The sequence below is a fragment of the Rhizobium anhuiense bv. trifolii genome, from assembly GCF_024346605.1.
GTDB lineage: Bacteria > Pseudomonadota > Alphaproteobacteria > Rhizobiales > Rhizobiaceae > Rhizobium > Rhizobium anhuiense.
On the sequence record NZ_CP098803.1, the window covers coordinates 4179632 to 4203724 of the forward strand.

The window sequence follows — 24093 nt, forward strand, 5'->3', positions numbered from 1 at the left end:
ACTTTACACGTGCTCGCCGCAGCAGATTCGTCATTTGTACAATCGCGCGATCAAATGTCAAAAATCGCCGCTGTCCGCCCGGATTTAGCCTGCCATTTATTGACTTGCCCGTTCCAACTGCTATGTCTCTGCCGCTTTCACACGATGGTCTTGGAGGCTCGAGGCCATCCCCCGACACCCGGAACTTGCGGAAAAGCCATGACCTCTCCCGAACAACACGACCGGATGGCGAATGCGATCCGTTTTCTCGCCATGGACGCCGTCGAAAAGGCGAACTCCGGCCACCCGGGCATGCCGATGGGCATGGCTGACGTGGCAACGGTCCTGTTCACCAAATATCTGCGCTTCGATCCGAAGAAGCCGCACTGGCCGAACCGCGATCGCTTCGTGCTGTCGGCCGGCCATGGCTCGATGCTGCTCTATTCGCTGCTGTATCTGACCGGCTATCCCGACATGACGGTCGAAGATCTGAAGCAGTTCCGTCAGATCGGTTCGAAGACCGCCGGCCATCCGGAATATGGTCACGCGACCGGCATCGAAACGACGACCGGCCCGCTCGGTCAGGGCATTGCCAATGCCGTCGGCATGGCGATTGCCGAGCGCAAGCTGCGCGAGGAGTTCGGCTCCGACCTGCAGGACCACTACACTTATGTCATCAATGGCGACGGCTGCCTGATGGAAGGCATCAGCCATGAGGCGATCGCGCTTGCCGGCCACTTGAAGCTGAACAAGCTGATCCTCTTCTGGGACAACAATTCGATCACCATCGACGGTGCCGTTTCGCTGTCGGACTCCACCGACCAGATTGCTCGCTTCAAGGCCGTTCACTGGAACACCATCGAGATCGACGGTCACGATCAGGCCGCCATCGCCGAGGCGATCGAAGCCGCCCACAAGTCCGACCGCCCGACCTTCATCGCCTGCAAGACGATCATCGGCTTTGGCGCCCCAAACAAGCAGGGCACCCACAAGGTACACGGCAACCCGCTCGGTGCCGAGGAAATCGCCGCCACCCGCAAGGCGCTGAACTGGGATTACGAGCCCTTCGTCATCCCCTCCGACGTCCTCGACGCATGGCGCGCAGCCGGCACTCGCTCTGACAATATCGTCAAGGCCTGGGAGGAAACTCTCGCCAACGCCGCCGCCAAGGCCGAATTCACCCGCCGCATGGCAGGTGAACTGCCGGAAGGCTTCGACGCCGCGATCAGCGCATACAAGAAGAAGGTCGCCGAAACCAAGCCGACGGTTGCGACCCGCAAGGCTTCGGAAGATGCACTCGAGGTCATCAACGGCTTCCTGCCGGAAACGCTCGGCGGCTCCGCCGACCTGACACCCTCGAACAACACCAAGACCAGCCAGATGCACTCGATCACACCGACGGATTTCGCCGGCCGTTACGTGCATTGGGGCATCCGCGAGCACGGCATGGCCTCTGCCATGAACGGCATTGCACTGCATGGCGGTCTCATTCCCTATAGCGGCGGCTTTCTGATCTTCTCGGATTATTGCCGCCCGCCGATCCGCCTGGCGGCGCTGATGGGCATTCGCGTCATTCACGTCCTGACGCATGACTCGATCGGCGTCGGCGAAGACGGCCCGACGCATCAGCCGGTCGAACAACTCGCCGGTCTGCGCGCCATCCCGAATCTGATGGTCTTCCGGCCTGCCGACGCCACGGAAACAGCGGAATGCTGGCAGATCGCCATCAAGACGCACAACCGTCCTTCGGGCCTTGCTCTGACGCGCCAGAACCTGCTCGCCGCCCGTACCGAATACAGCGAAAAGAACCTCTGCGAACAGGGCGCCTATACGCTGGCCGGCAATGCCGACGCCAAGGTGACGATCTTCGCCTCCGGCTCGGAAGTCGAAATCGCCGTTGCCGCTCGTACGGTGCTTGAAGCCAAGGGCGTGACCGTCCGTGTCGTATCGGTTCCCTGCACGGAACTGTTCTTCGAGCAGCCGGACGCCTACCGCAAGGAAGTCCTCGGCAATTCGCCGGTCAAGATCGCTGTTGAAGCCGCTGTTCGCGAAGGCTGGGATGCGTTCATCGGACCGGAAGGCACTTTCATCGGTATGAAGAGCTTCGGCGCTTCCGGCCCGGTGAAGGACGTCTACAAGCATTTCGGCATCACCGCCGACGCCGTCGTTGCGGCCGCCGAAGCAAAGCTTTAATGAGGGCGCCTTGAGGCGCTCTCCATCTCCTCAATTCCAGGCCCTGCCTTATCGGGCCCTACTCTATCGGGAGTGAATGCACATGACAGTCAAGGTTGCCATCAACGGTTTCGGCCGCATCGGCCGTAACGTCCTTCGCGCCATCGTCGAATCCGGCCGCACCGACATCGAAGTCGTTGCCATCAACGATCTCGGCCCGGTCGAAACCAACGCCCACCTGCTGCGCTACGACTCGATCCACGGCCGCTTCCCGGCGACGGTGAAGGTCGAGGGTGACATGATCATCGTCGGCAACGGCAAGCCGATCAAGGTCACGGCGATCAAGGATCCGGCAACGCTCCCGCACCGCGAACTCGGCGTCGACATCGCGATGGAATGCACCGGCATCTTCACCGCCCGCGACAAGGCCGCAGCTCATCTGACGGCCGGCGCCAAGCGCGTCATCGTCTCGGCTCCTGCCGATGGCGCCGACCTGACGGTCGTCTTCGGCGTCAACCATGACCAGCTCACCAAGGAGCACCTGGTCATCTCCAACGCGTCATGCACCACCAACTGCCTGGTGCCGGTCGTGAAGGTTCTCGACGACGCCGTCGGCATCGACCACGGCTTCATGACCACCATCCACTCCTACACCGGCGATCAGCCGACGCTCGACACGATGCACAAGGACCTGTATCGCGCCCGCGCGGCCGCCCTTTCTATGATCCCGACCTCGACGGGTGCAGCCAAGGCCGTCGGCCTCGTTCTGCCGCATCTGAAGGGCAAGCTCGACGGCACTTCGATCCGCGTTCCGACCCCGAACGTTTCCGTCGTCGACTTCAAGTTCGTCGCCAAGAAGGCGACCAGCGTCGGCGAAATCAACGAAGCCATCAAGGCTGCTGCAGACGGCAAGCTGAAGGGCATCCTCGGCTACACCGACGAGCCGCTCGTCTCCCGTGACTTCAACCACGACAGCCACTCCTCGATCTTCGCAACCGATCAGACCAAGGTCATGGAAGGCAACTTCGTGCGCGTCCTGTCCTGGTACGACAATGAGTGGGGCTTCTCCAGCCGCATGTCCGATACGGCCGTCGCCTTCGCCAAGCTCATCTAAGAGCCTGACGATTGACTATTGTAAGCGGCCCGGGAAACCGGGCCGTTTTTTTGCTATACATGCTCACGCCGCATCATTTCCCATTTCCAGCACCGGATCTGGTAGGATGAGCGGCCTTGGGCATTCGATATGCACAGGCCGTCAGTACCGGCTCGGTTCCCAAGCCGGCACGGCGTCATCCATAACCCCTGCAGCCGCATCGTCGTCTCGGGGAGATAAAGAGAGATGAATGGATTACTTTACCGTTGAAATCGCCGGCCGTGCCGTTGCCAGTTTCCGCTCGGAAAACAGTGAGGAAGCGACGCATTTCTTCGAGGCGGAAGACTTTCGCGACGACCTGACCATCCTGGAATCCGAAGGCAAGCCTCTTTGGGACCGCAAAGCGGCCCTGAGCTTGCGCAAGGCGACAGCCGAGGAAGCAAGCGAGGTCGAGCACGCCTATGAATTCGACGACGATCCTGAACGGACGATCGAGGACGAGTTCGTCGTATTCCTGGTCCCGGTCGCGGATCTGACCGACGAGGGCGAGGACACAGAAGACTGAGCGAGTTGGCAATCCGCTGGCTTGGCGTGCTAGATTGAGGAAATGCGTAGCGCTGCACAATGGCTAGAATGAGCCAAGTGGAGGTGATCAATGGCAGAAGCACAAAAACGCTTGTCCCACACCAGCCTCAAACGGCGGCAGCGGTTTCACCCCAAGCGGGACGTCAGGCCTGCCGTGCTGGCAAAGGCCAATCGTCTGGTCATCTGGGTTGCCGCGTTCATTGGCCTCTCGTTTCTCGCCATCGTCATACTTCAGGCAACGTTGGGATAGCAGAGCAAGAGCCGGCGCTTCTGGCACGAAACGACAGCCGGCTGCTCTCGCTGGGCGGCCGGCATTTCCACCCGATATCGAAAAATCTCCGCGTTCAATTTCCCCGCTCTCCGCATTCGCGCCTGCAATCCATTCTTCCCGTCATTGGACAGCGCAAACGGGCCGCGTGAAAGGAGGGAGCGTGTCTTATCCTGTTGCCATTCGCAGATGCCGGCAGGAAAAATCCGTGCCCAGCTCTTTTGCCCTGCTCTCGCCTGATTTTCCTATACATTCTTTATAGAGAGTTTCTCCCGTAGCATTCCGTATCGGTTGGCCGTCCGGCAACAGTTCAGCAGCATGATGCAGCATCGCGACGAGGTTAAGCCGCAAGGCCTACCCTTCTCTGGCGTTTTGCCGTTTACTGATGGATCGCCGCGCGTGTGGAGGGGTTGAAACGGGACGGATCGGTCCGGGGTGGCCGTATTCGCGAAGCAGTCGATGGAAAGGGGTGGGCATGGAAGCGTTCTATATCGTGGTGCTAGTCTCGACGGCGCTCGTGCTTCTTGCCGCTTTTTCGAGCTTGCTCGCCTTCCGCTTCGGCGCCCCCCTGCTGCTGCTCTTCCTGATGATCGGCCTTGCCGCCGGCGTTGACGGCCTCGGCATCGAGTTCAGCAACAATTATCTCGCCTATATTCTCGGCTCCATCGCGCTGGCCGTCATCCTGTTCGATTCCGGCTTCGGCACCCCGATGCAGGCCTTCCGGCTGGCAGCCGTGCCCTCTCTGGCGCTCGCCTCGGTCGGCGTGCTGATCACCGCCTCGCTCTTTGCCGTTGCCGCCATGTGGCTTTTGAACTTCACCTGGCTGGAAGGTCTGCTGCTCGGTTCGATCGTCGCATCGACGGATGCCGCCGCCGTCTTCTTCCTGCTGCGCATCGGCGGCATCAACATCCGCGATAAGGTGCGCTCGACGCTGGAAGTCGAATCCGGCACCAACGATCCGATGGCGATTTTCCTCACCATCGCCCTCGTCGAGGTGCTGGCGAGCGGCGAGCGTTATGCCGGCATCAATATCGGCATGCTCGCCATGTTCGTGCAGCAGATGGGCCTCGGCGTCATCCTCGGCCTGCTCGGCGGCATGATGATCGTGCTGATCGTCAGCAAGCTCGATACCGATCGCGGCCTGACGCCGATCTTCGTGCTGGCGCTCGCCCTTCTCGTCTTCTCCTTCACCGGCGCGGTCGGCGGCAGCGGCTTCCTCGCCGTCTATGTCGCCGGCATTTATGCCGGAAACCGCAAGATGCAGGCGATCGGCACCATCAAGCGCTTCCAGGACGGCATGACGTGGCTGGCGCAGATCATCATGTTCCTGGTGCTCGGCCTGCTCGCCACGCCATCGCAATTTCCGGTCATCATCGTGCCGGCCATCCTGCTCGCCCTCTTCCTGATCTTCGTCGCCCGGCCATTGGCGGTCTGGCTGTCGCTGCTTCCCTTCGATTACACGCAGCAGGAAATCGGCTTCGTCGCCTGGGTCGGTCTGCGCGGCGCCGTCTCCATCCTGCTCGCCATCATGCCGATCCTCGGCGGGCTGGAAAACGGCCAGATCTATTTCAATACCGCCTTCATCATCGTACTGGTCTCGCTGCTCCTGCAGGGCTGGACGATCAAGCCCGTCGCCAAGAAGCTCGGCCTGATCATTCCGCCGCGCATCGGCGCCGTCGACAAGGTCGAGGTCGACCTGCCGGGTGCTGCCAACCACGAACTGCTCTCCTACCGCGTCATCAAGGATAGTCCGGTGCTGCGGGGCGAGCGTATTCCGCGCTGGGCGACACCCTCGCTCGTCATCCGCGACGGCAAGTCGATGCGATATCAATATGCCGGGCGGCTGCGCGAGAACGATCTCGTCTATCTCTTCATCGTGCCGAGCTATTCCCGCCTGCTCGACCGGCTCTTCGCCAGCCGTGCGCCTGTCGATGAAGACGATGCCGAATTCTTCGGAGCCTTCGCACTCTCCCCCGCCCGCCCCGCCGCCGATCTCGACGCCGCCTATGGACCCGGCCTGCTCAATGAATCCGAAAAGGGCCTGACGATCGCCGAATTGATGCGGCAGCGCCTGGGCGGCAAGGCCGATTATGCCGACCGCGTCCGCCTCGGCTCGATCATCCTCATCGTCCGCGATCTCGACGAGCACGACCACATCACCTCCGTCGGCATGTCGCTCGAAGCTGTGGAGCCGGCGATCACGCTGCCAATCTTCATCAATCTCAAGGACATCATCCAGCGCATCCGCGACCGGCTGAACGGGCGCCGGAACCGCGAAACCAAGGCCGCCGAAAGCGCGCCGAAAGCGGCCGCCAGAGGCGACGAAGGCACACGCGAAAACGGCCGTTGAACGCCTTGCGTCTCGAATGATCCTTGCTATGGTCGGCGCAACTTCCGCCAACCAAGACTGGATCTGCCCATGCCTTCTTTCAAGACCCTTGACGATCTCACTGACATCCGCGGCAAGCGCGTTCTCGTCCGCGTCGACCTCAATGTTCCGGTCAAGGACGGCAAGGTCACCGATACGACCCGCATCGAGCGTGTGGCGCCGACGATTCTCGAACTGTCTGAGAAGGGCGCCAAGGTGATCCTGCTGGCCCATTTCGGCCGGCCGAAGGACGGCCCTTCGCCTGATCTCTCGCTGTCGCTGATCGCCCCTTCGGTCGAGGAAGTGCTTGATCATGCCGTGCTGACGGCCTCCGACTGCATCGGCGAGGCAGCCGCCTCCGCCGTCGCCGCGATGAATGACGGCGATATCCTGCTTCTGGAAAACACCCGCTTCCACAAGGGCGAAGAAAAGAACGACGCCGACTTCACCAAGGCGCTTGCCGCCAATGGCGATATCTATGTCAACGACGCCTTTTCCGCCGCCCACCGCGCCCATGCCTCGACCGAGGGCCTTGCTCACCACCTGCCGGCCTATGCCGGCCGCACCATGCAGGCCGAGTTGGAGGCGCTGGAAAAAGGCCTCGGCGATCCCGCTCGTCCTGTTGTCGCGATCGTCGGCGGCGCCAAGGTCTCGACCAAGATCGACCTCCTGATGAACCTCGTGAAGAAGGTCGATGCGCTCGTCATCGGCGGCGGCATGGCCAATACCTTCATCGCCGCCCGCGGCACCAATGTCGGCAAGTCGCTCTGCGAACATGATCTCGCCGAAATCGCCAAGCAGATCATGATCGAGGCCGCGACCGCCGGCTGCGCCATCATCCTGCCGGAGGATGGCGTGATCGCCCGCGAGTTCAAGGCAGGTGCTGCCAACGAGACGGTCGATATCAACGCTATTCCCGCCGATGCCATGGTGCTCGATGTCGGCAAAAAATCCGTCGAGGCCATCAACGCCTGGATCGAGCGCGCTGCAACCCTGGTCTGGAACGGCCCGCTCGGCGCCTTCGAGATCGAACCCTTCGATGCCGCAACCGTTGCTGCCGCGAAATACGCCGCGGGGCGCACCGCCGCCGGCAAGCTCACCTCGGTTGCCGGCGGCGGCGACACCGTCTCAGCCCTGAACCATGCCGGCGTTGCCGACGACTTCACCTATGTCTCGACCGCCGGCGGCGCCTTCCTCGAATGGATGGAAGGCAAAGAGCTTCCCGGCGTCGCCGTCCTCAACGGCAGATAATCGCAAAACCTGATTTGACAGGTTTTACATGTGGATAGACCGTGGAGGCCAAGCGCTTTCCGCGGTCTTTTGCTCAGCGCGCGGAAAAAATCCCAGATTTTCAAACGATTGAATTGATTTCAATCGTTTCAATGACTTAGCCTTCCATTTTCCTCTCTATAAACTTCTGTTATCGCCGTCCTATATTCTTAATCGCCGATGTTTAATGCTGTGGAGAGAACGAGATGAGCGAACGACTGGAAGACATTGCAGTGCAGATGGTTACGGGCGGCCGGGGACTGCTCGCAGCTGATGAATCGACCTCCACCATCAAGAAGCGTTTCGACACGATCAATCTCGAATCGACCGAAACGAGCCGTCGCGACTACCGGGAGATGCTCTTCCGCTCCGACGAGGCGATGAAGAAATATATCTCCGGCGTCATCCTTTACGAAGAGACGCTCTTCCAAAAGGCCGCGGACGGCACGCCGTTCGTCGATATCATCCGCGCTGCCGGTTCCATTCCCGGCATCAAGGTCGATACCGGCGCCAAGCCGATGGCCAAGTATCCTGGCGAAACCATCACCGAAGGCCTAGACGGTCTCGGCGAGCGCCTTGCCCGGTATTATGAAGCCGGTGCCCGCTTCGCCAAATGGCGCGGCGTCATCGCCATCTCATCGACGCTGCCGACCCGCGGTTCCGTCCGCGCCAACGCTCAGGCGCTTGCTCGTTATGCCGCACTCTGCCAGGAGGCCAGGATCGTCCCGATCGTCGAGCCGGAATGCCTGATGGACGGCAAGCCGGGCGACCACACTATCGACCGCTGCGCCGAAGTGACCGAATCTACGCTGCGCATCGTTTTCGAGGAACTGGCCGATGCCCGCGTCAGCCTCGAAGGCATGATCCTGAAGCCGAACATGGTGATCGACGGTAAGAATGCCCGCAAAGCCTCGGTCGCGGAAGTCGCCGAACGTACCGTGCAGGTGCTGAAGCGCACGGTTCCGTCAGCGGTTCCCGGCATTGCCTTCCTCTCCGGCGGCCAGTCGACCGAAGAGGCGAGTGCGCATCTTTCCGCCATCAATGCCACAGCCGACCTGCCCTGGTTCGTTACCTTCTCCTACGGCCGCGCCCTGCAGGACAGCGCGCTCAAGGCCTGGAACGGCAAACAGGAAAACGTCGCCGCCGGCCAGCGCGAGTTCACCCACCGCGCCGAGATGAACAGCCTCGCCGCCAAGGGCAGCTGGAAGAAAGACCTGGAAAAGGCAGCCTGATTTTTCAAGCTTGAGATTTGGGCAGGGAGCGGCAAACACAGCTTCCTGCCCTCTCATTGTCACGGCGACAAGAAACCGCTTCGTTCCTTGAAAAACCGTGATTATTCATAGCGGCCTGCCACAACGGGAGCCGCAATGAACACCCTCTCCTACATCACTGTCGATGTCTTCACCTCCACCCGTTTCGAGGGTAACCCGCTTGCCGTCATTTCCGATGCGCGCGGTCTCAGCGATGCGGTGATGCAGAAGATCGCCACCGAGTTCAACTATTCCGAAGTCACCTTCGTGCTGCCGCCGGAAGACCCGCAAAACTCCGCTCATGTGCGCATCTTCACCCCGACGATGGAAATACCCTTCGCCGGCCATCCGAATGTCGGCACCGCCTATGTGCTCGGCCAGCAGGCGAAGATCTTCGGCAAGCCGGTCGGCGATACGCTGCGCTTCGAGGAAAAGGCCGGCATCGTCGAGGTCAGCCTGAAACGCAGCGGCGGAAAGGTTGTTGCTACCGCCATCCGCGCACCGCAATTGCTGACGATCGGCGATACCATTGCCGCAGAAACCATTGCACGCTGCGTCTCGATCGATCCCAGTGTCATCGTCAGCACCACCCATGCCCCGGTCTTTGCGTCCGTCGGGTTGAACTTCGCCGTCTCAGAGCTGAACGGGCTCGAAGCACTGGCCGCTGCCCGTCCGGACCTTGCCGGTTTCCAGGGGGCGGCTGGCCGCCAGGCGACGAACGGCCACGATTTCTCGCTCTTTCTTTATGTCAGAACATCCGATGATCCCTGGCATATCCGCGCCCGCATGTTCGCGCCCCTCGACAACGTGCCCGAGGATCCGGCGACGGGCAGCGCTTCCGCCGCCCTTGGCGCCTATCTCGTCTCGCTTGCGCCCGATCGCGATATGAATGTCCGCATCACCATCGAGCAAGGTGTCGAAATGGGCCGCCGCAGCATCATCGCCCTCGATGTGGTGAAATCAGGCGGCATCGTCACCGATGTCGTCATCTCGGGAAGCTGCGTTCCCGTCATGCGCGGAGAAATCGGCTTGCAAGACTGACGGTCGCAGATCGTGCCGTACCCCAGCTAACCAGGGATTACATCAGGAAGTCGCGCGAAAGCAGTGCCAATGCCCAGACGGCAAAAGCGATCAGCGCGATCTTCCAGAAATCCATCCGTCGCCTCAGGCCTGGAAGCCCGAGCGGCTTGATCAGCTGTATCGCCATGGCAAGGATGAGCAGCAAGGCTATCAGCTTTGTCATGCTTTATTTTTTCCGTTTTTCGGAATGTCACAGGACGGACATTTTTCCGCGCGAACAAGAGAATCTCGACACGCCGTAAAGACATTCCGGGGCACAATCAATCATCTTGAGGCTGGGCTGACGCCGCTCCTGCCTTATGTCCATGCAAATCGCTTAAGACCGAGTCTGGGGAAATGAAGAGAAATCTGCTGTCCGTCGCTGCGCTGCTCTTTGGCACGCTCTTCCTTTTCATGGGCAATGGCCTGCAGGGCATCCTGCTTCCCGTGCGCGGCAATCTCGAAGGTTATGCCACGACGACGCTTGGTCTGCTCGGTACGTCATGGGCTGGGGGCTTTGTCATCGGCTGCCTGGTGGCGCCGAAATTGGTGCGCCGCGTCGGTCATGTGCGCGCCTTTTCCGGCTTCATCTCGATCATCGCCATCATCGCGCTGGTCAGCGGCATCATCATCGATCCGATCTGGTGGGTGATCCTGCGCGCCGTCACCGGCTTCTCCACCGCCGGCACCTCGATGATCATCGAAAGCTGGCTGAACGAGCGCGCCAGCAACGAGAGCCGCGGTGCGATCTTCTCGCTCTATATCGGCATCACATTGCTCGGCGTCGTCGGCGGCCAGATGATGATCCCGCTCGAGGATGTGCGCACGCCTGTCTTGTTCATGATCTGCGGTATCTTCTATTGCATCGCCATGCTGCCGACGACGCTATCGACGGCCGCTTCGCCGCAGCCGTTGAAGGCGGTGCGCCTCGATCTGCCGGCCCTCTATCGCAACTCGCCGGTCTCCTGCCTCGGCATCCTGCTCGTCGGCATCGCCAACGGTGCCTACGGCACGCTCGCTCCTGTATTCGGCGCCGGCGCCGGCCTCTCCGACACCAGCATCGCCATCATGATGAGCTCCACCATCTTCGCCGGCGCCATGATGCAGCTGCCGGCCGGCCGGCTTTCCGACCGTATCGACCGGCGCTACGTGCTCGCCGCCATGTCCGGGATCGCCGCCCTTGCCGGCCTGCTGATCTTTTTTCTCCACCCGACATCCGCCGGCTTGCTGATCGGGCTCGTTGTCCTTTACGGCGCGGTGGCCAATACGCTCTATCCGATCGCCGTCGCCCATGCGAACGATTTCGCGGCGTCGGAGGACTTCGTCAAGGTCTCTGGCGGCCTGCTGCTGCTCTACGGCATCGGCACGGTGATCGGCCCGACGATCGGCGGCCCCGTCATGTCGGTGATCACCCCGCATGCGCTTTTCCTTGTCACCGCCATCGCTCACGTGCTGATCACCGTTTATGCCATCATCAGGAGCCGTATCCGCGCCGCCGTCCCCGTCAGCGACCGCGACGCCTATACGACGATCCCGACCGGCACCTCGCCGATGCTGACACCACAGAGCATGTCGCTTGCCGATCGCGGCGCCGGCAAGGCTGCCGACACCGGAAAGTCTCCCGAAAGCGGCGATCCTGCTGTAAAGTTCGGTTAGAGCAGTTCCAGCAAAAGTGCGCAGCGGTTTTGCGTCCGGAATTGCTTTGACAGAACAGCAAAACGGAGGACGAACCATGAGCTTCATCGATGACGACCGGCCGCAGAAGAAACTCGCCCATGAGATCGGCGCCGATCTCTCCATGCTTTCGGTGGACGAGTTGAAGGCGCGGGTGGAATTGTTGAAGACGGAGATCGCCCGTCTCGAAGCCGAAGCCGCGCGCAAGGCTTCCGGGCGGCAGGCGGCGGAAAGCTTCTTCCGCTCGTGATCCGGTAAACCCCGAAAAACAAGGCTATAGGCGGATAAATGAGCCTGCCTCAAGTCTTACTTCGGTACAGTGTTAATAAAATATTAAGCTTTATAAGGTATTACTATATTCATCCGGATTTTCTCTGGATCTCAGACAGTTTTCCAAGCGGTGAATTGGTCTGATTTTTCTCCCTGTTTTACCTTGAGAGCCGCTTTTGCGGCTCTTCTTTTTCCTATGCCGGCGCGTTTCCACGAAACTGTGGAGATTAACCCTTTCTTAAGAAACGGCTTGCGCATTTGGGCTAATGATACCATCTTAAAGTCATAAAGACCGGGCCTGGAAACTTTTCCGTCGGTGTCGGCGTTACCTGAATATAAAGTAGCTGCGTGCAACAGGGACTATTGCGATGTCGGAAGTTGGATTGAACACGATCAGTTTTGCGGGCCGCGCCGCTGCATCCTCGCAGTTCAAGGCACTTTATGCGGAAGGCATGTCGCTAGTCGAAGAGACCGCCGCCTATCTCGACGGCCAGGGCCGCGCAGCCTCCAAGGTTCTGCCGCGGATGGCCTCGGTTCTTTACGCCGCGGAATCGATGCGTCTCACCACCCGCCTGATGCAGATGGCCTCCTGGCTGCTGTTGCAGCGCGCCGTCAACAATGGCGAAATGTCCCGTGACCAGGTGCTGGCCGAAAAGAACAAGGTCCGCCTCGACGGCTTCAACGTCGACCGCACAGCACCCGGCTGGGGCGACCTGCCGGAATCCTTCCGCGATCTCGTCGAGCGCTCACTGCGTTTGCAGAACCGCATTGCTCTGCTCGACCGCGAGATCTACCGCCCATCCGAAGCCGTGATCGTTCATGACAACCAGAACAGCGTCCAGGCTCAGCTTTCCCTGCTGCAGACCGCCTTCGGCAACAACTGAACGGATCTGCGAGAATCGATAGAGACCGGCTGCGTCCTGCGCGGCCGGTTTTTTGTTGTCGTCGAACGCCGGCATGCCGACTGCATAATTCAAACTGTTCCAGCGCCGTTTGCGCGTCTGGCAAGACGCGCGGCGCTGTAAGCCACTGCACACGCAAAAAAGCCCGGCGAAACCGGGCTCTCTTCGAATTCCGTCGGGCAGAAGCGATTAGAGGCCGAGGCCGCCGAAACGCTTGTTGAACTTGGAGACGCGGCCACCGCGGTCCATGAGCTGCTGGCTGCCGCCGGTCCAGGCCGGATGCGACTTGGAATCGATTTCAAGGTTCATGACAGCGCCTTCCGAACCCCAGGTCGAGCGGGTTTCGTATTCGGTGCCATCGGTCATGACCACCTTGATCATGTGATATTCGGGATGGATGCCTGCCTTCATAACAATCTTCCTGCGATACCGGAGTTCAATTTGCCGCATGCAGTTGCGGCCAACGAACCGATTGAATAAATGAAGCCGCAGTCGTGATGGCTACGGCTTCCCATTAGGATGCGGTGCCTATACATGAAGGACGCCTAGATAACAAGAGCCAACAGGCCGCATTGCGCGGGTCCTGCGGGCGATCGGAGACGATTTGGCAGAGCAGGCACGGGCTGAAGAAAACAAAAGTCGGTCGCTGCGACCGCTCGGCAGGCTGACGCCCTATGTCATGCGTTATCGCGCCATGGTGGCCGGCGCGCTGATGTCGCTGGCGCTTGCCGCCGTCACCTCGCTGGCGCTGCCGCTTGCCGTGCGCCGCATGATCGATCACGGCTTCACTCATTCCGACGGCCGTTTCATCAACAGCTACTTCGCCATGCTTATGGTCATGGCCATCGTCCTCGCGGTCGCGAGCGCGCTGCGCTATTATTTCGTCATCACCATCGGCGAGCGCATCGTCGCCGATCTACGCCGCGATGTCTTCTCCCATGTGACGAGGCTGTCGCCCTCGTTCTTCGATGTCAACCAGTCCGGCGAGATCGTCTCGCGCCTGACTGCCGATACGACTCAGATCAAGTCCGCCGTCGGCGCCACCGCTTCGGTGGCGCTCAGAAACCTCATCCTCTGTATCGGCGCCATGGGCATGATGATCGTCACCTCGCCGAAGCTTTCGAGCCTCGTCATCGGAGCGATCCCGCTGATCGTCTTCCCGCTCGTCGCCTTCGGCCGCTCGGTGCGCAAGCGCTCGCGCGCCGCCCAGGATACGCTCGCCGACGCCTCCGCCTTCGCCAACGAGACGATCGCCGCGACCCGCACCGTCCAGGCCTTCAACGGCGAGGATGCCGCAGCGACGCGTTACGGCACCGCCGTCGAATCCGCCTATGACGCCGCCCGGGCAGCCATCCGCTCGCGCGCGCTGCTGACGGGGATCGCCATTACGCTGATCTTCGGCAGCGTCGTCGCCGTGCTCTGGGTCGGAGCCCATAGCGTTCTTGCCGGCACCCTTTCTGCCGGCACGCTCGGCCAGTTTCTGCTCTATGCCGTCATCTCCGCCGGTTCGCTGGGCGCGCTGTCGGAGGTCTGGGGCGAACTCTCGCAGGCAGCCGGCGCTGCCGACCGGCTGACCGAACTTCTCGACGAGGTTTCGCCGATTGCCGCCCCCGCCACTCCGCAGCCGCTTCCGTCCCCTGGCCGCGGCCGCGTCGAATTCGCAGACGTGCATTTCGCCTATCCCTCACGCCCCGGCAAATCGGCGCTGCATGGCTTAAACTTCGCCATCACGCCGGGCGAGACCGTTGCCATCGTCGGCCCTTCCGGTGCCGGCAAGAGCACCGTCTTTTCGCTGCTGCTGCGCTTCTACGATCCGCAGCAGGGCAGCGTGAAGATCGACGGGGTCGACGCCCAGCTGACCACGCCCGACGAGCTGCGTCAGCGCATCGCCATCGTGCCGCAGGACGTCACCATCTTTGCCGCCTCGATCCATGACAACATCGCCTTCGGCCGTCCCGGCGCCTCGCGTGACGAGGTCCGCGCCGCAGCCCTTGCCGCCCAGGCTGACGAATTCATCGCCCGATTGGATAGGGGCTACGAGACGGAAGTCGGCGAACGCGGCATCACGCTCTCCGGCGGCCAGCGCCAGCGCATCGCCATTGCCCGCGCCATCCTGAAGAACGCGCCCGTGCTGCTGCTCGACGAAGCGACCTCCGCCCTCGACGCCGAAAGCGAGACGCTGGTGCAGAAAGCCCTCGACGGCCTTGTCGACGGCCGCACGACGCTGGTCATCGCCCATCGCCTGGCAACGGTTCTGAAAGCCGATCGCATCCTGGTCATGGATCAGGGCCGCGTCGTCGAGGAGGGCACGCATAAGAGCCTGATCCGCCATGGCGGTATCTATGCGCGGCTGGCACGGCTGCAATTCGACGCCGCCAACGAGGATGTACTCGCCGCCGCCAAATAGCCGGCGCGCATCTCTCCTGCCAAAAGCGACTAAAGTCTGAACCTCGCAGCACCTCTCCGCGGTTGCCTTTCGCGCGGTCTGCTCTACCCTCTTCATTCCCCGGGGTGGGGATATCGCTGTAGAAATTCTTGGGAGGAGATGGGAATGGCGCTTTCCGATATGACGCGACGTGCGGGCCTTGTGCTCGGTTTCGGTGTGCTTGCGGCCTTTGCCGCCGGCGCAACTGCCGCTGCCGCGGATTTTCCTGATCGCGCGATCACCATGGTCGTGCCCTTCGCGGCCGGCGGCTCGACCGATGTCGTTGCCCGCATCGTCGCGCAGAAGATGTCGGAGGATCTGGGCCAGCAGGTGATCGTCCAGAACGTCGCCGGCGCCGGCGGCAATCTCGGCGCCGGCAATGTCGCCCGCGCTGAACCGGACGGCTACACCATTCTGATGGGCACGGTCGCAACCCACGCCCTCAACCCGCTGATCCTCAAATCGACCCCATACGATCCCGAGAAGGATTTCGCGCCGGTCTCGCTGCTCGTCATCGTGCCCAACGTTCTGGTCGTCAATCCGGAATTGCCGGCAAAGACCGTGCAGGAGTTGATCGCGCTGTTGAAGGCCGAGCCCGACAAATACAGTTACGCCTCGTCGGGCAACGGTACGCCGCTGCATCTTTCCGGCGAACTCTTCAAGTCCATGGCCGGCGTCAGCATGCAGCACATCCCCTATAAGGGCGCCGGCCCGGCATTGAACGACGTCATCGGCAACCAGGTGCCGATCATGTTCGACAACCTGCCCTCTTCATCGAGCCACATCAAGGCCGGTACGCTGCGGGCGCTGGCGGTGACCACAGGCCAGCGCGCCCCTTCCTTCCCCGAGGTGCCGACGGTCGCCGAGTCGGGCATACCAGGTTACGAGACCTATACATGGAACGCCCTTTTTGCCCCGGCCAAAACGCCGGACGAGGTGATCTTGCGTCTCAACGCTTCGGCCAAAAAGGCGCTCGCCGACCCGGCCGTTGCCGAACGGATGAAAGAATTCAGCGCCACCATCGTCGGCTCGACGCCGGAAGAACTTGCCACCCATGTGAAGGCCGAACTCGCCAAATGGGGACCGGTCGTCAAGGGGGCGAATATCCAGATGGAGTGATGTCGGAGCATCATGCCTCTTCCATCGCGAACAGGATTCGGATTTTAGGCCGGCCCGGCCTGAAATCTCTTGTTGTCGCGGCGAAGCGTCCGGCCTCTCCTTTGCTAGCGTCCAATGGAAATGGTGACAATTGGACGCTAAGCAATTCAATTCAAATTAAGGTAGTGGAAAAGCTCGCCATTTTGATCTAGCCTCCGCTACGCTGATGGTTGCAATTCAGCGTTTCGGGAGACATCCATGTATAAATTCGAAGTTTATAAGGATAAGGCCGGCGAGTTCCGCTTCCGCTTCAAGGCATCGAACGGCGAAGCCATGTTCTCGTCCGAGGGCTACAAGGCGAAGGCGTCGGCCGTGAACGCCATCGAATCCATCAAGAAGAACGCACCCGGCGCCGAAATCGTCGATCAGACGAAGGCCGAATCCTGATCAGATCGGCAGGGGCGGCGTCAACGCAGCTCCTGCCCTTTCGCGCCCTTGAGCAGCGCCGGCACCCTTGAGTCTGCCCGTTTGCTGGTGATTTTTCGGCGCCATTTTCTTTTTCGCATATTTTTTGAAAACCATGTCGAAACGACCGATGGCCGCGCCTCATTGTTTTGGAACGGCCCTCCGCTCCGCCGGGCTTTACAGCTCTCGGGATATCGGTCCCCGATATCGGCATGCCCGGATCAACGCCAACAACGAGATCAGGAGTTTTCCATGCAATATGCTCTCATCATTCGCGAAGCCGCCGAGGATTTCGAGCGCCGCAGCGATCCGGCCTATCGAGATGGCTGGGTCGCCTACAGCAAGGCGCTTGCTCAGGCAGGGATCATGACCGGCGGCGCCGGGCTGACCGGCCCGGAGACCGGCACGATCGTACGCCGCAAAGGCGGGGAACACGATGTTCAGGACGGCCCCTATCCGGAAGGCAAGGAACAGCTCGGCGGCTTCTATCTGATCGACGTCCCCGACATCGACACCGCGCTTGAATGGGCGACCCGCGTTCCGATCTCCGACAAGGGTTCTGTCGAGGTGCGCCCGCGCCTGCAGATGTGAGGCGACGATGCCGCCTGATGCCGGACGCGCTGCCGAAAAGGTGGCGCGTCAATCCTACGGCAAGCTGATCGCTTTCCTCGCCGCCCGCTCGCGCGACGTGCCGGCGGCGGAAGACGCATTGTCGGAAGCGCTGGCCTCGGCCCTTCGCGTTTGGCCAGAGCGCGGCATTCCCGGCAATCCGGAGGCCTGGCTGCTGGTGGCTGCACGCCGCAACCTCATGCAGGCCACCCGCCACCGCACCGTCGAGGCCAAGGCGCAAACGACGATATTGATCGCCTTCGAAGAAGCGGAGGAACGCATGAACGAGGCCGGCAAAGCCATCTTTCCCGATGAACGGCTGAAGCTGCTCTTTGCCTGTACCCATCCCGCCATCGACAGCTCCGTGCATACGGCGCTGATGCTGCAGACCGTTCTCGGCATCGAGGCGCGAACCATCGCGCGAACCTTCGTCGTTTCGCCGGATACGATGAGCCAACGGCTGGTGCGGGCCAAGGCGAAGATTCGCGATGCCGGCATTCCGTTCGCCGTTCCGCCGCGTCCCGCCTTGCCCGGGCGGCTCGCCGCGGTGCTCTCGGCGATCTACGCCGCCTACGGCCTCGGCTGGGACGGCCTCGACGGCGAAGAAGAGCGCCATTCGCTCGCCGGCGAAGCGATCTGGCTCGGCCGAGCGCTTCTGGCGGTACTGCCGGACGAACCGGAGGCAATCGGCCTCCTCTCGTTGATGCTTCACTGCGAAGCCCGTCGCAACGCCCGGCGCGACAGCGATGGTCGATATGTGCCGCTAGACGAACAGGATACCGCTGCGTGGAACGCAATCATGATCGCCGAGGCGGATTCGCTGCTACGCAAGGCCGGCAGTTTCAACCGTTTCGGCCCCTTCCAGTACCAGGCGGCGATCCAGTCCGTGCATGCGGCGCGCCGGCTGTCGGGAAAGACCGACTGGCAGGCGTTGACAACACTCTACGCGGCGCTGGTGATGATGAAACCCACGCTGGGTGCACATGTCAGCCAGGCTGCGGTGATCGGCAGGGCGCTGAATGCGGCCGCTGGCCTGAAACGGCTCGACCAGCTCGATCCGCGCGCTGTCGCCAGCTACCAGCCCTACTGGGCGGTGCGCGCCTTTCTTCTGTCGCAGGCCGGCGACGATACCGCGGCGGCCGACGCCTATATGACAGCGATCGGCCTCAGTGACAGCCCCGCCGTCCGCGATTTTCTCGCCGGCCGGCTGAAGGAGGCGCGGCTGTAATCATTTCTCAGTGAGCTTCAGCTCGATGCGGCGGTTGGTGGCGCGCGCGTCCGGCGTATCGCCTGGCGCGATCGGCTGAAACTCGCCGAAGCCGGCGGCAACGAGCCGGTCGGCCGGCACGCCCTGCGCGATCAGGAACTTGACGACCGAGATCGCGCGCGCCGAGGAAAGTTCCCAATTGTCGCGATAGCGGCCCGTTCCGCCAAGCGGCACATTGTCGGTATGGCCGTCGACGCGCAGCACCCAGTTGATCTCCGGCGGAATTTCCTTGGCGAGATCGAGAAGGGCGGCGGCGAGCTTTGCCATCTCCGTCTGCCCCTCCGGATTGAGATCGGCGCCGCCCGAGGGAAACAGCACTTCCGACTGGAAGACGAACCGATCGCCGACGATACGGATATTCTCGCGATCCGAAAGGATCTCGCGCAGGCGGCCGAAGAAGTCGGAACGGTAGCGGTTCAGTTCCTGCACGCGCGCCGCGAGCGCGACGTTCAGGCGGCTGCCGAGGTCGGCGATCTTGGTCTGCGAGACCCGGTCTTTCTCCTCCGACGCCTGAAGGGCAGCTTCGACGGCGGCGATCTGGCTGCGAAGCGCTGCAATCTGCTGGTTCAGCAGTTCGACCTGGCTGAGCGCCCGCTCGCTCACCTGCTTTTGCTCGTCGAGCTCCTGCGTCATCGCACCGATCCGTTTCTGCGCTGCATCCTGACCGCCCGAACCGGCATTCAGCAGCGCCTGCAGCCGCGAACGGTCGCCTTCGGCACTGGCAAGCGAGGCCTGCAGATTGGCGACCGAATCCTGAAGATCCTGGTTGCTGCCCTTTTCGAGCGCGAGTAGCTGCGTCAGCTCGTTGATCTGGCTGTTGAGGCGATTGAGCACCTCGTCGCGCCCGGTGATCTCGCGGCTGAGGATGAACTGCCCGACGACGAAGACCGTCAGCAGGAACATGATCGAGATGAGCAGCGTCGACAGCGCGTCGACGAAACCCGGCCAATAATCCACCGTGCGTTCGCGGCGGCGGTTGCGGGCAAGAGCCATGGCTTACTTGCCCTCGCTCTTTTCTGTCTGGCTGGCGCGGTCGCGCGTGCGCTCGCCTCTCTCGCCTGCGCGCTCCTGCACGCCGATGCGTTCGGCCAGCCGGTCAAGCGTGCGGCGCATCGCCTTCGCCTCGTCCTGCTGCGCCTCGATCCAGTCGCGCAGCATCTGCTGTTCGTTGCGCATGTTCTTGACGAGGCCCTGAATGCCTTCGGCAAGGCTCGCCATGGCGGCGACGGAGCGCTGGCTGCCGGTGCCGCCCTCTTCGGAGACCTTGCGCAGATAATCGGAGAGCGCGCGCATGTCGTCAGAGGAGGCGCCGGAAACGGCGTCGAGGGCCGGGGCAAGATCGGAGCCGACATCTGTGACCGAGGACAGCCAGTTTTCCAGTTCCATATAGAAGCGGTTCTGCGCGCGGCCGGCCTGCAGATCGAGGAAGCCGAGAATGAGCGAACCGGAGAGGCCGAGCAGCGAGGAGGAGAAGGCCTGGCCCATACCCGAAAGCGGCATGGAAAGCCCTTCCTTCAGCGCCGACAGCACATCCCCCGTGCCGTTCGAGCCGGCATCGAGCGACTGGATGACGATGCTGATCGAACCGATCGTGCCGATGAGGCCCCAGAAGGTGCCGAGCAGGCCGAGGAAGACCAGGAGGCCGATCAGGTAGCGCGAAACGTCGCGCGATTCGTCAAGGCGGGTGGCGATCGAATCGAGGATCGAGCGCAGCGCCGTCGTCGACAGCGCCACCGAGGTCTTGCGGCTGCCGATCAGCGCCCGCATCGGCGCAAGCAGCCGCGGATTGCGGCTGACCTTGTCGGCGCTACCGGCGGCGCGGAACGAGTTGAACCAGCGCACTTCGGGGCGAAGCGCCAGCACGTGATTGAAAACAAGGATGATTCCGACCGCGAGAACGCCGACGATCAGGCCGTTGAGGCCTGGATTGTGCATGAAGGCGGTCTGCGTCTGCCGGAAGAGGATGGCGGCGATAAAGCCGACGATGACCAGGAAAAGCAGCATCGTCCAGAGGAAGGGCATGGGGCTCGAAAGCCTGTAGGCATAACCGCCGGCCGTCTTTTCGGTGGAGCCGATCTCCGCCACATTCACATTTTCCATAGGGTCGCTGCCTCCGGAGTCATTGCTGGCGGAGACTAGAGCAACATTGTGCCGAATTGAAGTATGCCGGGGCGAAAACCGTGACTTTACAACAGCCGGATTTTCGTTCGCTTACTTGGCGGGGATCGGTCGCTTGACGACTTCGATCAGCGCCTTGTGGATGAGTTCGTTGCCGGCGACGATCGCGCCGCTCTCCAGAATGGCCGCCCCGCCGTCCCAATCGGTGACGAACCCGCCGGCTTCACGGATGAGCAGGATGCCGGCCGCCATGTCCCAGGGCGCAAGCTCCGCTTCCCAGAAACCGTCGAAGCGCCCGGCGGCGACATAGGCGAGATCGAGCGTCGGCGAGCCCAGGCGGCGGATGCCCGCCACTTCGCCCATCACGTGGCGAAGCTCGACCAGAAACTTGCCGTGATTACGCTTGCCGAGCGCCGGCACACCGCAGCCGATGACGCAATCCGACAACACGCGGCGCGCAGCGACGCGCAGGCGCCGGTCGTTGAGGAAGGCGCCGCCACCGCGCTCGGCTGTATAGAGCTCGTCGGTCGCCGGATTGAAGACGACGGCGGCAACGATCTCGCCGTTGCGTTCGAGCGCGATCGAAACAGCGAAGGCCGGAATGCCGTGCAGGAAGTTCGTCGTGCCGTCGAGCGGGTCGACGATCCAGCGGTGCGCGCCGTCCGTGCCCTTGATCTCGTCGCTCTCCTCGCCGAGAAAGCCATAGGTGGGACGCGCCTTGAGCAGTTCTTCCCGAACGATCTTTTCGGCCTTGCGGTCGGCAGTGGAAACGAAATCGCCGGGTCCCTTCACCGAAACCTGCAGGTTCTGCACTTCGCCGAAATCACGTCCCAGCGATTTTCCTGCCTTGAGGGCAGCCTGAACCATGACATTGAGAAGAGCTGAACGGGCCATCGGCGCATTTTTCCTTGGGACTGATACGGGGCGCGCACTGCCAGGGGCGGGAAATGTCCCTGAACATGCATGACAGGCAGCGCTGCAAAGATTGGCGGCCTCAAGACCACAAAATCAGGGAAATTTCAAGGGGAGGCGCGCATGGCTGCCCTGCGACACCGGAAACCGCCGATTATGCTGAACGGATTAAATCCGCGCCATCTTCCGGGACCGCCCGTTTTACGCAGTTTCCCTCGAAACTCATCTCAGAATTTCTGCTGCGTTATCAGCACTTCGCGAGCGATCTGATCGAGCGGCAGGATACGGTCGACACCGCCCTTGGCGATCGCCTCCTTCGGCATGCCGAAGACAACCGAACTCGCCTCGTCCTGCGCCACCGTGTAGGCGCCGGCCTGATGCATTTCCAGCATGCCGCGCGCGCCGTCGTCGCCCATGCCGGTCATGATGATGCCCATGGCATTCGAGCCGGCCGAGCGCGCCGCCGAGCGGAAAAGCACGTCGACGGAAGGCCGGTGGCGCGACACCAGCGGTCCGGTCTTCACGCTCACATAGTAGCGCGCACCCTGGCGTTCGAGCAGCATGTGTTTGTCGCCTGGCGCGATCAGCACATGGCCGCGCAGCACCGGATCGCCATCGACGGCTTCCTTGACCTCGACCTCGCAGAGCCCGTTCAGCCGCTTGGCGAAGGCGGCGGTGAATTTCTCCGGCATATGCTGGACGATCACCATGCCGGGTGCATTGGCCGGCAGTTCCTCCAGGAATTCGCGCAGCGCCTCGGTGCCGCCTGTGGAGGCGCCGACGCAGACGACCATCTCCGTCGTCTTCGCCATGGCCCGCCCCGTCGGCGGCGGCAGCATCACGTCCGCCGTCAGCTTCTTGGCCGGCCCTTCCGCCGAAGCCGAGCGGATGGTTCCGGCGGCGCGACGCACCGTGGTAAGCCGCGCATGCGAGGCGCTCTTGACGACTTCGCGAATGCGCATCGCATCGTCGGCAAGGCTGTCGGCGGCGCCGATCTTCGATTTCAAGATGACGTCGACGGCGCCGGCCTCCAGCGCCTGGATCAGCGTTTCCGAACCCGCTTCCGTCAGCGACGAGCACATCACGACGGGGATCGGCCGCTGCGACATCAGCTTGCGCAGGAAGGTAATGCCGTCCATGCGCGGCATTTCCACATCGAGCGTGATGACGTCGGGGATCTCCTCCAGCAGCTTCCGCGCCGCCACGAAGGGGTCGGATGCGACCGCCATGATCTCGATATCGGGATCCTGCTCCAAGACATGGGTCAGTGTCTGACGGACGCTGGCAGAATCGTCGATGATCAGAACGCGGATTTTTTTAGCCATGAATGCTCCTAGAGCATGATGCCGAAAAGAATTGGCAATTTTCGGACGACATCATGCTCTAACTCTTTAGTGACACAAAGAGATAGAGCACGCCCGTGATTGGAAGAAAACGGACATGCTCTAGATGCGCTGAAACACCGTATTCGAGACCTGTTTCAATGGCAGGTCGAAGCCGGTAATCGATTCGGAATGACCGATGAACATGTAGCCGCCCTTCGCCAGGCAGTCGCAGAGGCGGTTGAGCACGCCGGCCTGAGTCTGCTTGTCGAAGTAGATGAGCACGTTGCGGCAGAAGATGACGTTCATCGCCTCGCCGATCGGGTATTTCTCGTCCATCAGGTTCATGCGGGCAAAACCAATCTTGCTGCGCAATTTCGGCGTGATGCGCACCTCCCGCCGATCCGGCTGCTTGGCCGTCAGCACGTATTTGCGCTGCAGGTCACGCGGCACAGGCGCGATGAGGTCTTCCGGGTAGATGCCCCGGCGCGCCGTCTGCAGCACGTCGGTGGAAAGGTCGGTGGCAAGCACGCTGTAGGAGACGTCGTTGCGGCCTTCGGTGAATTCCGCCAACACCATCGCCATCGTATAGGGTTCCGCCCCTGTCGAGCAGGCCGAACTCCAGGTGCGGATGGTCCGCACGCCGCTATTGGCGATCGCCGGCAACGCCACGCTCTGCAAGTAATCGAAATGCTTGGCTTCGCGGAAGAAGTCGGTCTTGTTCGTCGTCACCACGTCGATCAGGTAGACGGTTTCCTGGGCGAGGCCGTCGTGATTGAACAGGAAGTCGCAATAATCGTCGAAGGTCGAATGGTTGGTTGCGCGAAGGCGGCGCCTCAGCCGCCCTTCGAGCATCGTCAGCTTGGTCGGCGGCATCTTGATGCCGCTATAGTCGTAGATGAACCGGGCAAGCTTGTCGAAATTGCGCTTGCTGATCCGGTCCCCCGGCAATTGGGTTTCCACCGCTGCCATACTCATAGAACGCCGT

23 protein-coding genes are annotated in these 24093 nt (G+C 61.9%); 16 read left to right on the forward strand and 7 right to left on the reverse strand.

Annotation, left to right across the window (positions count from 1 at the left end):
- Positions 1-198: 198 nt before the first annotated feature.
- From tkt to NE851_RS29275, 8 genes are all read left to right on the forward strand, one after another.
- Complete coding sequence (gene tkt / locus NE851_RS29240) at positions 199-2172, forward strand: transketolase (RefSeq protein WP_168332521.1); 1974 nt, start codon at positions 199-201, stop codon at positions 2170-2172.
- Between the two features lie 82 nt (positions 2173-2254).
- Positions 2255-3265, forward strand: coding sequence for a type I glyceraldehyde-3-phosphate dehydrogenase (gene gap, locus NE851_RS29245; protein WP_028755522.1), 1011 nt, complete (start codon positions 2255-2257; stop codon positions 3263-3265).
- A gap of 229 nt (positions 3266-3494) precedes the next feature.
- Positions 3495-3809 carry a hypothetical protein gene (locus tag NE851_RS29250; protein WP_028755521.1) on the forward strand — a complete coding sequence of 105 codons (315 nt, stop codon included), beginning with the start codon at positions 3495-3497 and terminating at the stop codon, positions 3807-3809.
- A 90-nt stretch (positions 3810-3899) separates the two neighbouring features.
- A complete protein-coding gene (locus NE851_RS29255; RefSeq protein ID WP_028755520.1) occupies positions 3900-4079 on the forward strand; it encodes a hypothetical protein in 180 nt (59 codons plus the stop codon).
- A gap of 493 nt (positions 4080-4572) precedes the next feature.
- On the forward strand, positions 4573-6447 hold the full coding sequence (locus NE851_RS29260; protein WP_047616477.1) for a potassium/proton antiporter: 1875 nt from the start codon (positions 4573-4575) through the stop codon (positions 6445-6447).
- A gap of 69 nt (positions 6448-6516) precedes the next feature.
- The gene (locus NE851_RS29265; protein ID WP_254959525.1) at positions 6517-7716 is read left to right on the forward strand and encodes a phosphoglycerate kinase; all 1200 of its coding nucleotides are present in this window, start codon (positions 6517-6519) and stop codon (positions 7714-7716) included.
- A gap of 224 nt (positions 7717-7940) precedes the next feature.
- Entirely contained in the window at positions 7941-8966 is a 1026-nt protein-coding gene (locus NE851_RS29270) for a class I fructose-bisphosphate aldolase (RefSeq protein ID WP_028755517.1), read from the forward strand.
- Between the two features lie 135 nt (positions 8967-9101).
- A complete protein-coding gene (locus tag NE851_RS29275) occupies positions 9102-10025 on the forward strand; it encodes a PhzF family phenazine biosynthesis protein (protein WP_063475343.1) in 924 nt (307 codons plus the stop codon).
- A gap of 37 nt (positions 10026-10062) precedes the next feature.
- Here the strand turns inward: NE851_RS29275 and NE851_RS29280 are convergent, their stop codons facing one another.
- Complete coding sequence (locus NE851_RS29280) at positions 10063-10227, reverse strand: hypothetical protein (RefSeq protein WP_088930352.1); 165 nt, start codon at positions 10225-10227, stop codon at positions 10063-10065.
- A gap of 173 nt (positions 10228-10400) precedes the next feature.
- Between NE851_RS29280 and NE851_RS29285 the strand changes: the two genes are divergently transcribed.
- From NE851_RS29285 to rcdA, 3 genes are all read left to right on the forward strand, one after another.
- On the forward strand, positions 10401-11699 hold the full coding sequence (locus NE851_RS29285; RefSeq protein WP_097543103.1) for an MFS transporter: 1299 nt from the start codon (positions 10401-10403) through the stop codon (positions 11697-11699).
- A 76-nt stretch (positions 11700-11775) separates the two neighbouring features.
- A complete protein-coding gene (locus NE851_RS29290; protein ID WP_028755514.1) occupies positions 11776-11967 on the forward strand; it encodes a DUF1192 domain-containing protein in 192 nt (63 codons plus the stop codon).
- Positions 11968-12355: 388 nt separating this feature from the next.
- Positions 12356-12871, forward strand: coding sequence for a protease adaptor protein RcdA (gene rcdA / locus NE851_RS29295; protein ID WP_028755513.1), 516 nt, complete (start codon positions 12356-12358; stop codon positions 12869-12871).
- Between the two features lie 207 nt (positions 12872-13078).
- On the opposite strand, the gene rpmE is transcribed toward rcdA, so the two are convergent.
- Positions 13079-13300, reverse strand: a complete 222-nt coding sequence (gene rpmE / locus NE851_RS29300; protein ID WP_028755512.1) for a 50S ribosomal protein L31 — start codon at positions 13298-13300, stop codon at positions 13079-13081.
- A gap of 193 nt (positions 13301-13493) precedes the next feature.
- On the opposite strand from rpmE, the gene NE851_RS29305 reads away from it, so the two are divergent.
- The 5 genes from NE851_RS29305 (at position 13494) to NE851_RS29325 (ending at position 18714) form a co-directional block, all read left to right on the forward strand.
- A complete protein-coding gene (locus tag NE851_RS29305) occupies positions 13494-15296 on the forward strand; it encodes an ABC transporter transmembrane domain-containing protein (RefSeq protein WP_063475341.1) in 1803 nt (600 codons plus the stop codon).
- Between the two features lie 144 nt (positions 15297-15440).
- Positions 15441-16433, forward strand: a complete 993-nt coding sequence (locus NE851_RS29310) for a Bug family tripartite tricarboxylate transporter substrate binding protein (protein WP_254959526.1) — start codon at positions 15441-15443, stop codon at positions 16431-16433.
- A 237-nt stretch (positions 16434-16670) separates the two neighbouring features.
- The gene (locus NE851_RS29315) at positions 16671-16859 is read left to right on the forward strand and encodes a YegP family protein (protein ID WP_028755509.1); all 189 of its coding nucleotides are present in this window, start codon (positions 16671-16673) and stop codon (positions 16857-16859) included.
- Positions 16860-17129: 270 nt separating this feature from the next.
- Positions 17130-17468, forward strand: a complete 339-nt coding sequence (locus tag NE851_RS29320; protein ID WP_028755508.1) for a YciI family protein — start codon at positions 17130-17132, stop codon at positions 17466-17468.
- A gap of 7 nt (positions 17469-17475) precedes the next feature.
- The gene (locus NE851_RS29325; protein ID WP_254959527.1) at positions 17476-18714 is read left to right on the forward strand and encodes an RNA polymerase sigma factor; all 1239 of its coding nucleotides are present in this window, start codon (positions 17476-17478) and stop codon (positions 18712-18714) included.
- On the opposite strand, the gene NE851_RS29330 is transcribed toward NE851_RS29325, so the two are convergent.
- The 5 genes from NE851_RS29330 to NE851_RS29350 all read right to left on the reverse strand — a co-directional run bounded on the left by NE851_RS29330 (position 18715) and on the right by NE851_RS29350 (position 24083).
- Positions 18715-19746, reverse strand: coding sequence for a peptidoglycan -binding protein (locus tag NE851_RS29330; RefSeq protein WP_028755506.1), 1032 nt, complete (start codon positions 19744-19746; stop codon positions 18715-18717).
- 3 nt (positions 19747-19749) lie between these two features.
- Positions 19750-20853 carry a hypothetical protein gene (locus NE851_RS29335; protein WP_028755505.1) on the reverse strand — a complete coding sequence of 368 codons (1104 nt, stop codon included), beginning with the start codon at positions 20851-20853 and terminating at the stop codon, positions 19750-19752.
- A 111-nt stretch (positions 20854-20964) separates the two neighbouring features.
- Positions 20965-21765, reverse strand: coding sequence for an inositol monophosphatase family protein (locus NE851_RS29340; protein WP_028755504.1), 801 nt, complete (start codon positions 21763-21765; stop codon positions 20965-20967).
- 245 nt (positions 21766-22010) lie between these two features.
- Positions 22011-23108 (reverse strand): protein-glutamate methylesterase/protein-glutamine glutaminase, encoded by a 1098-nt coding sequence (locus NE851_RS29345; RefSeq protein ID WP_028755503.1) that lies wholly within the window; start codon positions 23106-23108, stop codon positions 22011-22013.
- A 120-nt stretch (positions 23109-23228) separates the two neighbouring features.
- Entirely contained in the window at positions 23229-24083 is an 855-nt protein-coding gene (locus tag NE851_RS29350) for a CheR family methyltransferase (protein ID WP_028755502.1), read from the reverse strand.
- Positions 24084-24093 lie beyond the last annotated feature (10 nt).

Coding starts and splice junctions, on each gene's coding strand:
- tkt (WP_168332521.1), top strand. CDS start 199: ATGACCTCTCCCGAACAACACGACCGGATGGCGAATGCGATCCGTTTT.
- gap (WP_028755522.1), top strand. CDS start 2,255: ATGACAGTCAAGGTTGCCATCAACGGTTTCGGCCGCATCGGCCGTAAC.
- NE851_RS29250 (WP_028755521.1), top strand. CDS start 3,495: ATGGATTACTTTACCGTTGAAATCGCCGGCCGTGCCGTTGCCAGTTTC.
- NE851_RS29255 (WP_028755520.1), top strand. CDS start 3,900: ATGGCAGAAGCACAAAAACGCTTGTCCCACACCAGCCTCAAACGGCGG.
- NE851_RS29260 (WP_047616477.1), top strand. CDS start 4,573: ATGGAAGCGTTCTATATCGTGGTGCTAGTCTCGACGGCGCTCGTGCTT.
- NE851_RS29265 (WP_254959525.1), top strand. CDS start 6,517: ATGCCTTCTTTCAAGACCCTTGACGATCTCACTGACATCCGCGGCAAG.
- NE851_RS29270 (WP_028755517.1), top strand. CDS start 7,941: ATGAGCGAACGACTGGAAGACATTGCAGTGCAGATGGTTACGGGCGGC.
- NE851_RS29275 (WP_063475343.1), top strand. CDS start 9,102: ATGAACACCCTCTCCTACATCACTGTCGATGTCTTCACCTCCACCCGT.
- NE851_RS29280 (WP_088930352.1), bottom strand. CDS start 10,227: ATGACAAAGCTGATAGCCTTGCTGCTCATCCTTGCCATGGCGATACAG.
- NE851_RS29285 (WP_097543103.1), top strand. CDS start 10,401: ATGAAGAGAAATCTGCTGTCCGTCGCTGCGCTGCTCTTTGGCACGCTC.
- NE851_RS29290 (WP_028755514.1), top strand. CDS start 11,776: ATGAGCTTCATCGATGACGACCGGCCGCAGAAGAAACTCGCCCATGAG.
- rcdA (WP_028755513.1), top strand. CDS start 12,356: ATGTCGGAAGTTGGATTGAACACGATCAGTTTTGCGGGCCGCGCCGCT.
- rpmE (WP_028755512.1), bottom strand. CDS start 13,300: ATGAAGGCAGGCATCCATCCCGAATATCACATGATCAAGGTGGTCATG.
- NE851_RS29310 (WP_254959526.1), top strand. CDS start 15,441: ATGGCGCTTTCCGATATGACGCGACGTGCGGGCCTTGTGCTCGGTTTC.
- NE851_RS29315 (WP_028755509.1), top strand. CDS start 16,671: ATGTATAAATTCGAAGTTTATAAGGATAAGGCCGGCGAGTTCCGCTTC.
- NE851_RS29320 (WP_028755508.1), top strand. CDS start 17,130: ATGCAATATGCTCTCATCATTCGCGAAGCCGCCGAGGATTTCGAGCGC.
- NE851_RS29325 (WP_254959527.1), top strand. CDS start 17,476: ATGCCGCCTGATGCCGGACGCGCTGCCGAAAAGGTGGCGCGTCAATCC.
- NE851_RS29330 (WP_028755506.1), bottom strand. CDS start 19,746: ATGGCTCTTGCCCGCAACCGCCGCCGCGAACGCACGGTGGATTATTGG.
- NE851_RS29335 (WP_028755505.1), bottom strand. CDS start 20,853: ATGGAAAATGTGAATGTGGCGGAGATCGGCTCCACCGAAAAGACGGCC.
- NE851_RS29340 (WP_028755504.1), bottom strand. CDS start 21,765: ATGGCCCGTTCAGCTCTTCTCAATGTCATGGTTCAGGCTGCCCTCAAG.
- NE851_RS29345 (WP_028755503.1), bottom strand. CDS start 23,108: ATGGCTAAAAAAATCCGCGTTCTGATCATCGACGATTCTGCCAGCGTC.
- NE851_RS29350 (WP_028755502.1), bottom strand. CDS start 24,083: ATGAGTATGGCAGCGGTGGAAACCCAATTGCCGGGGGACCGGATCAGC.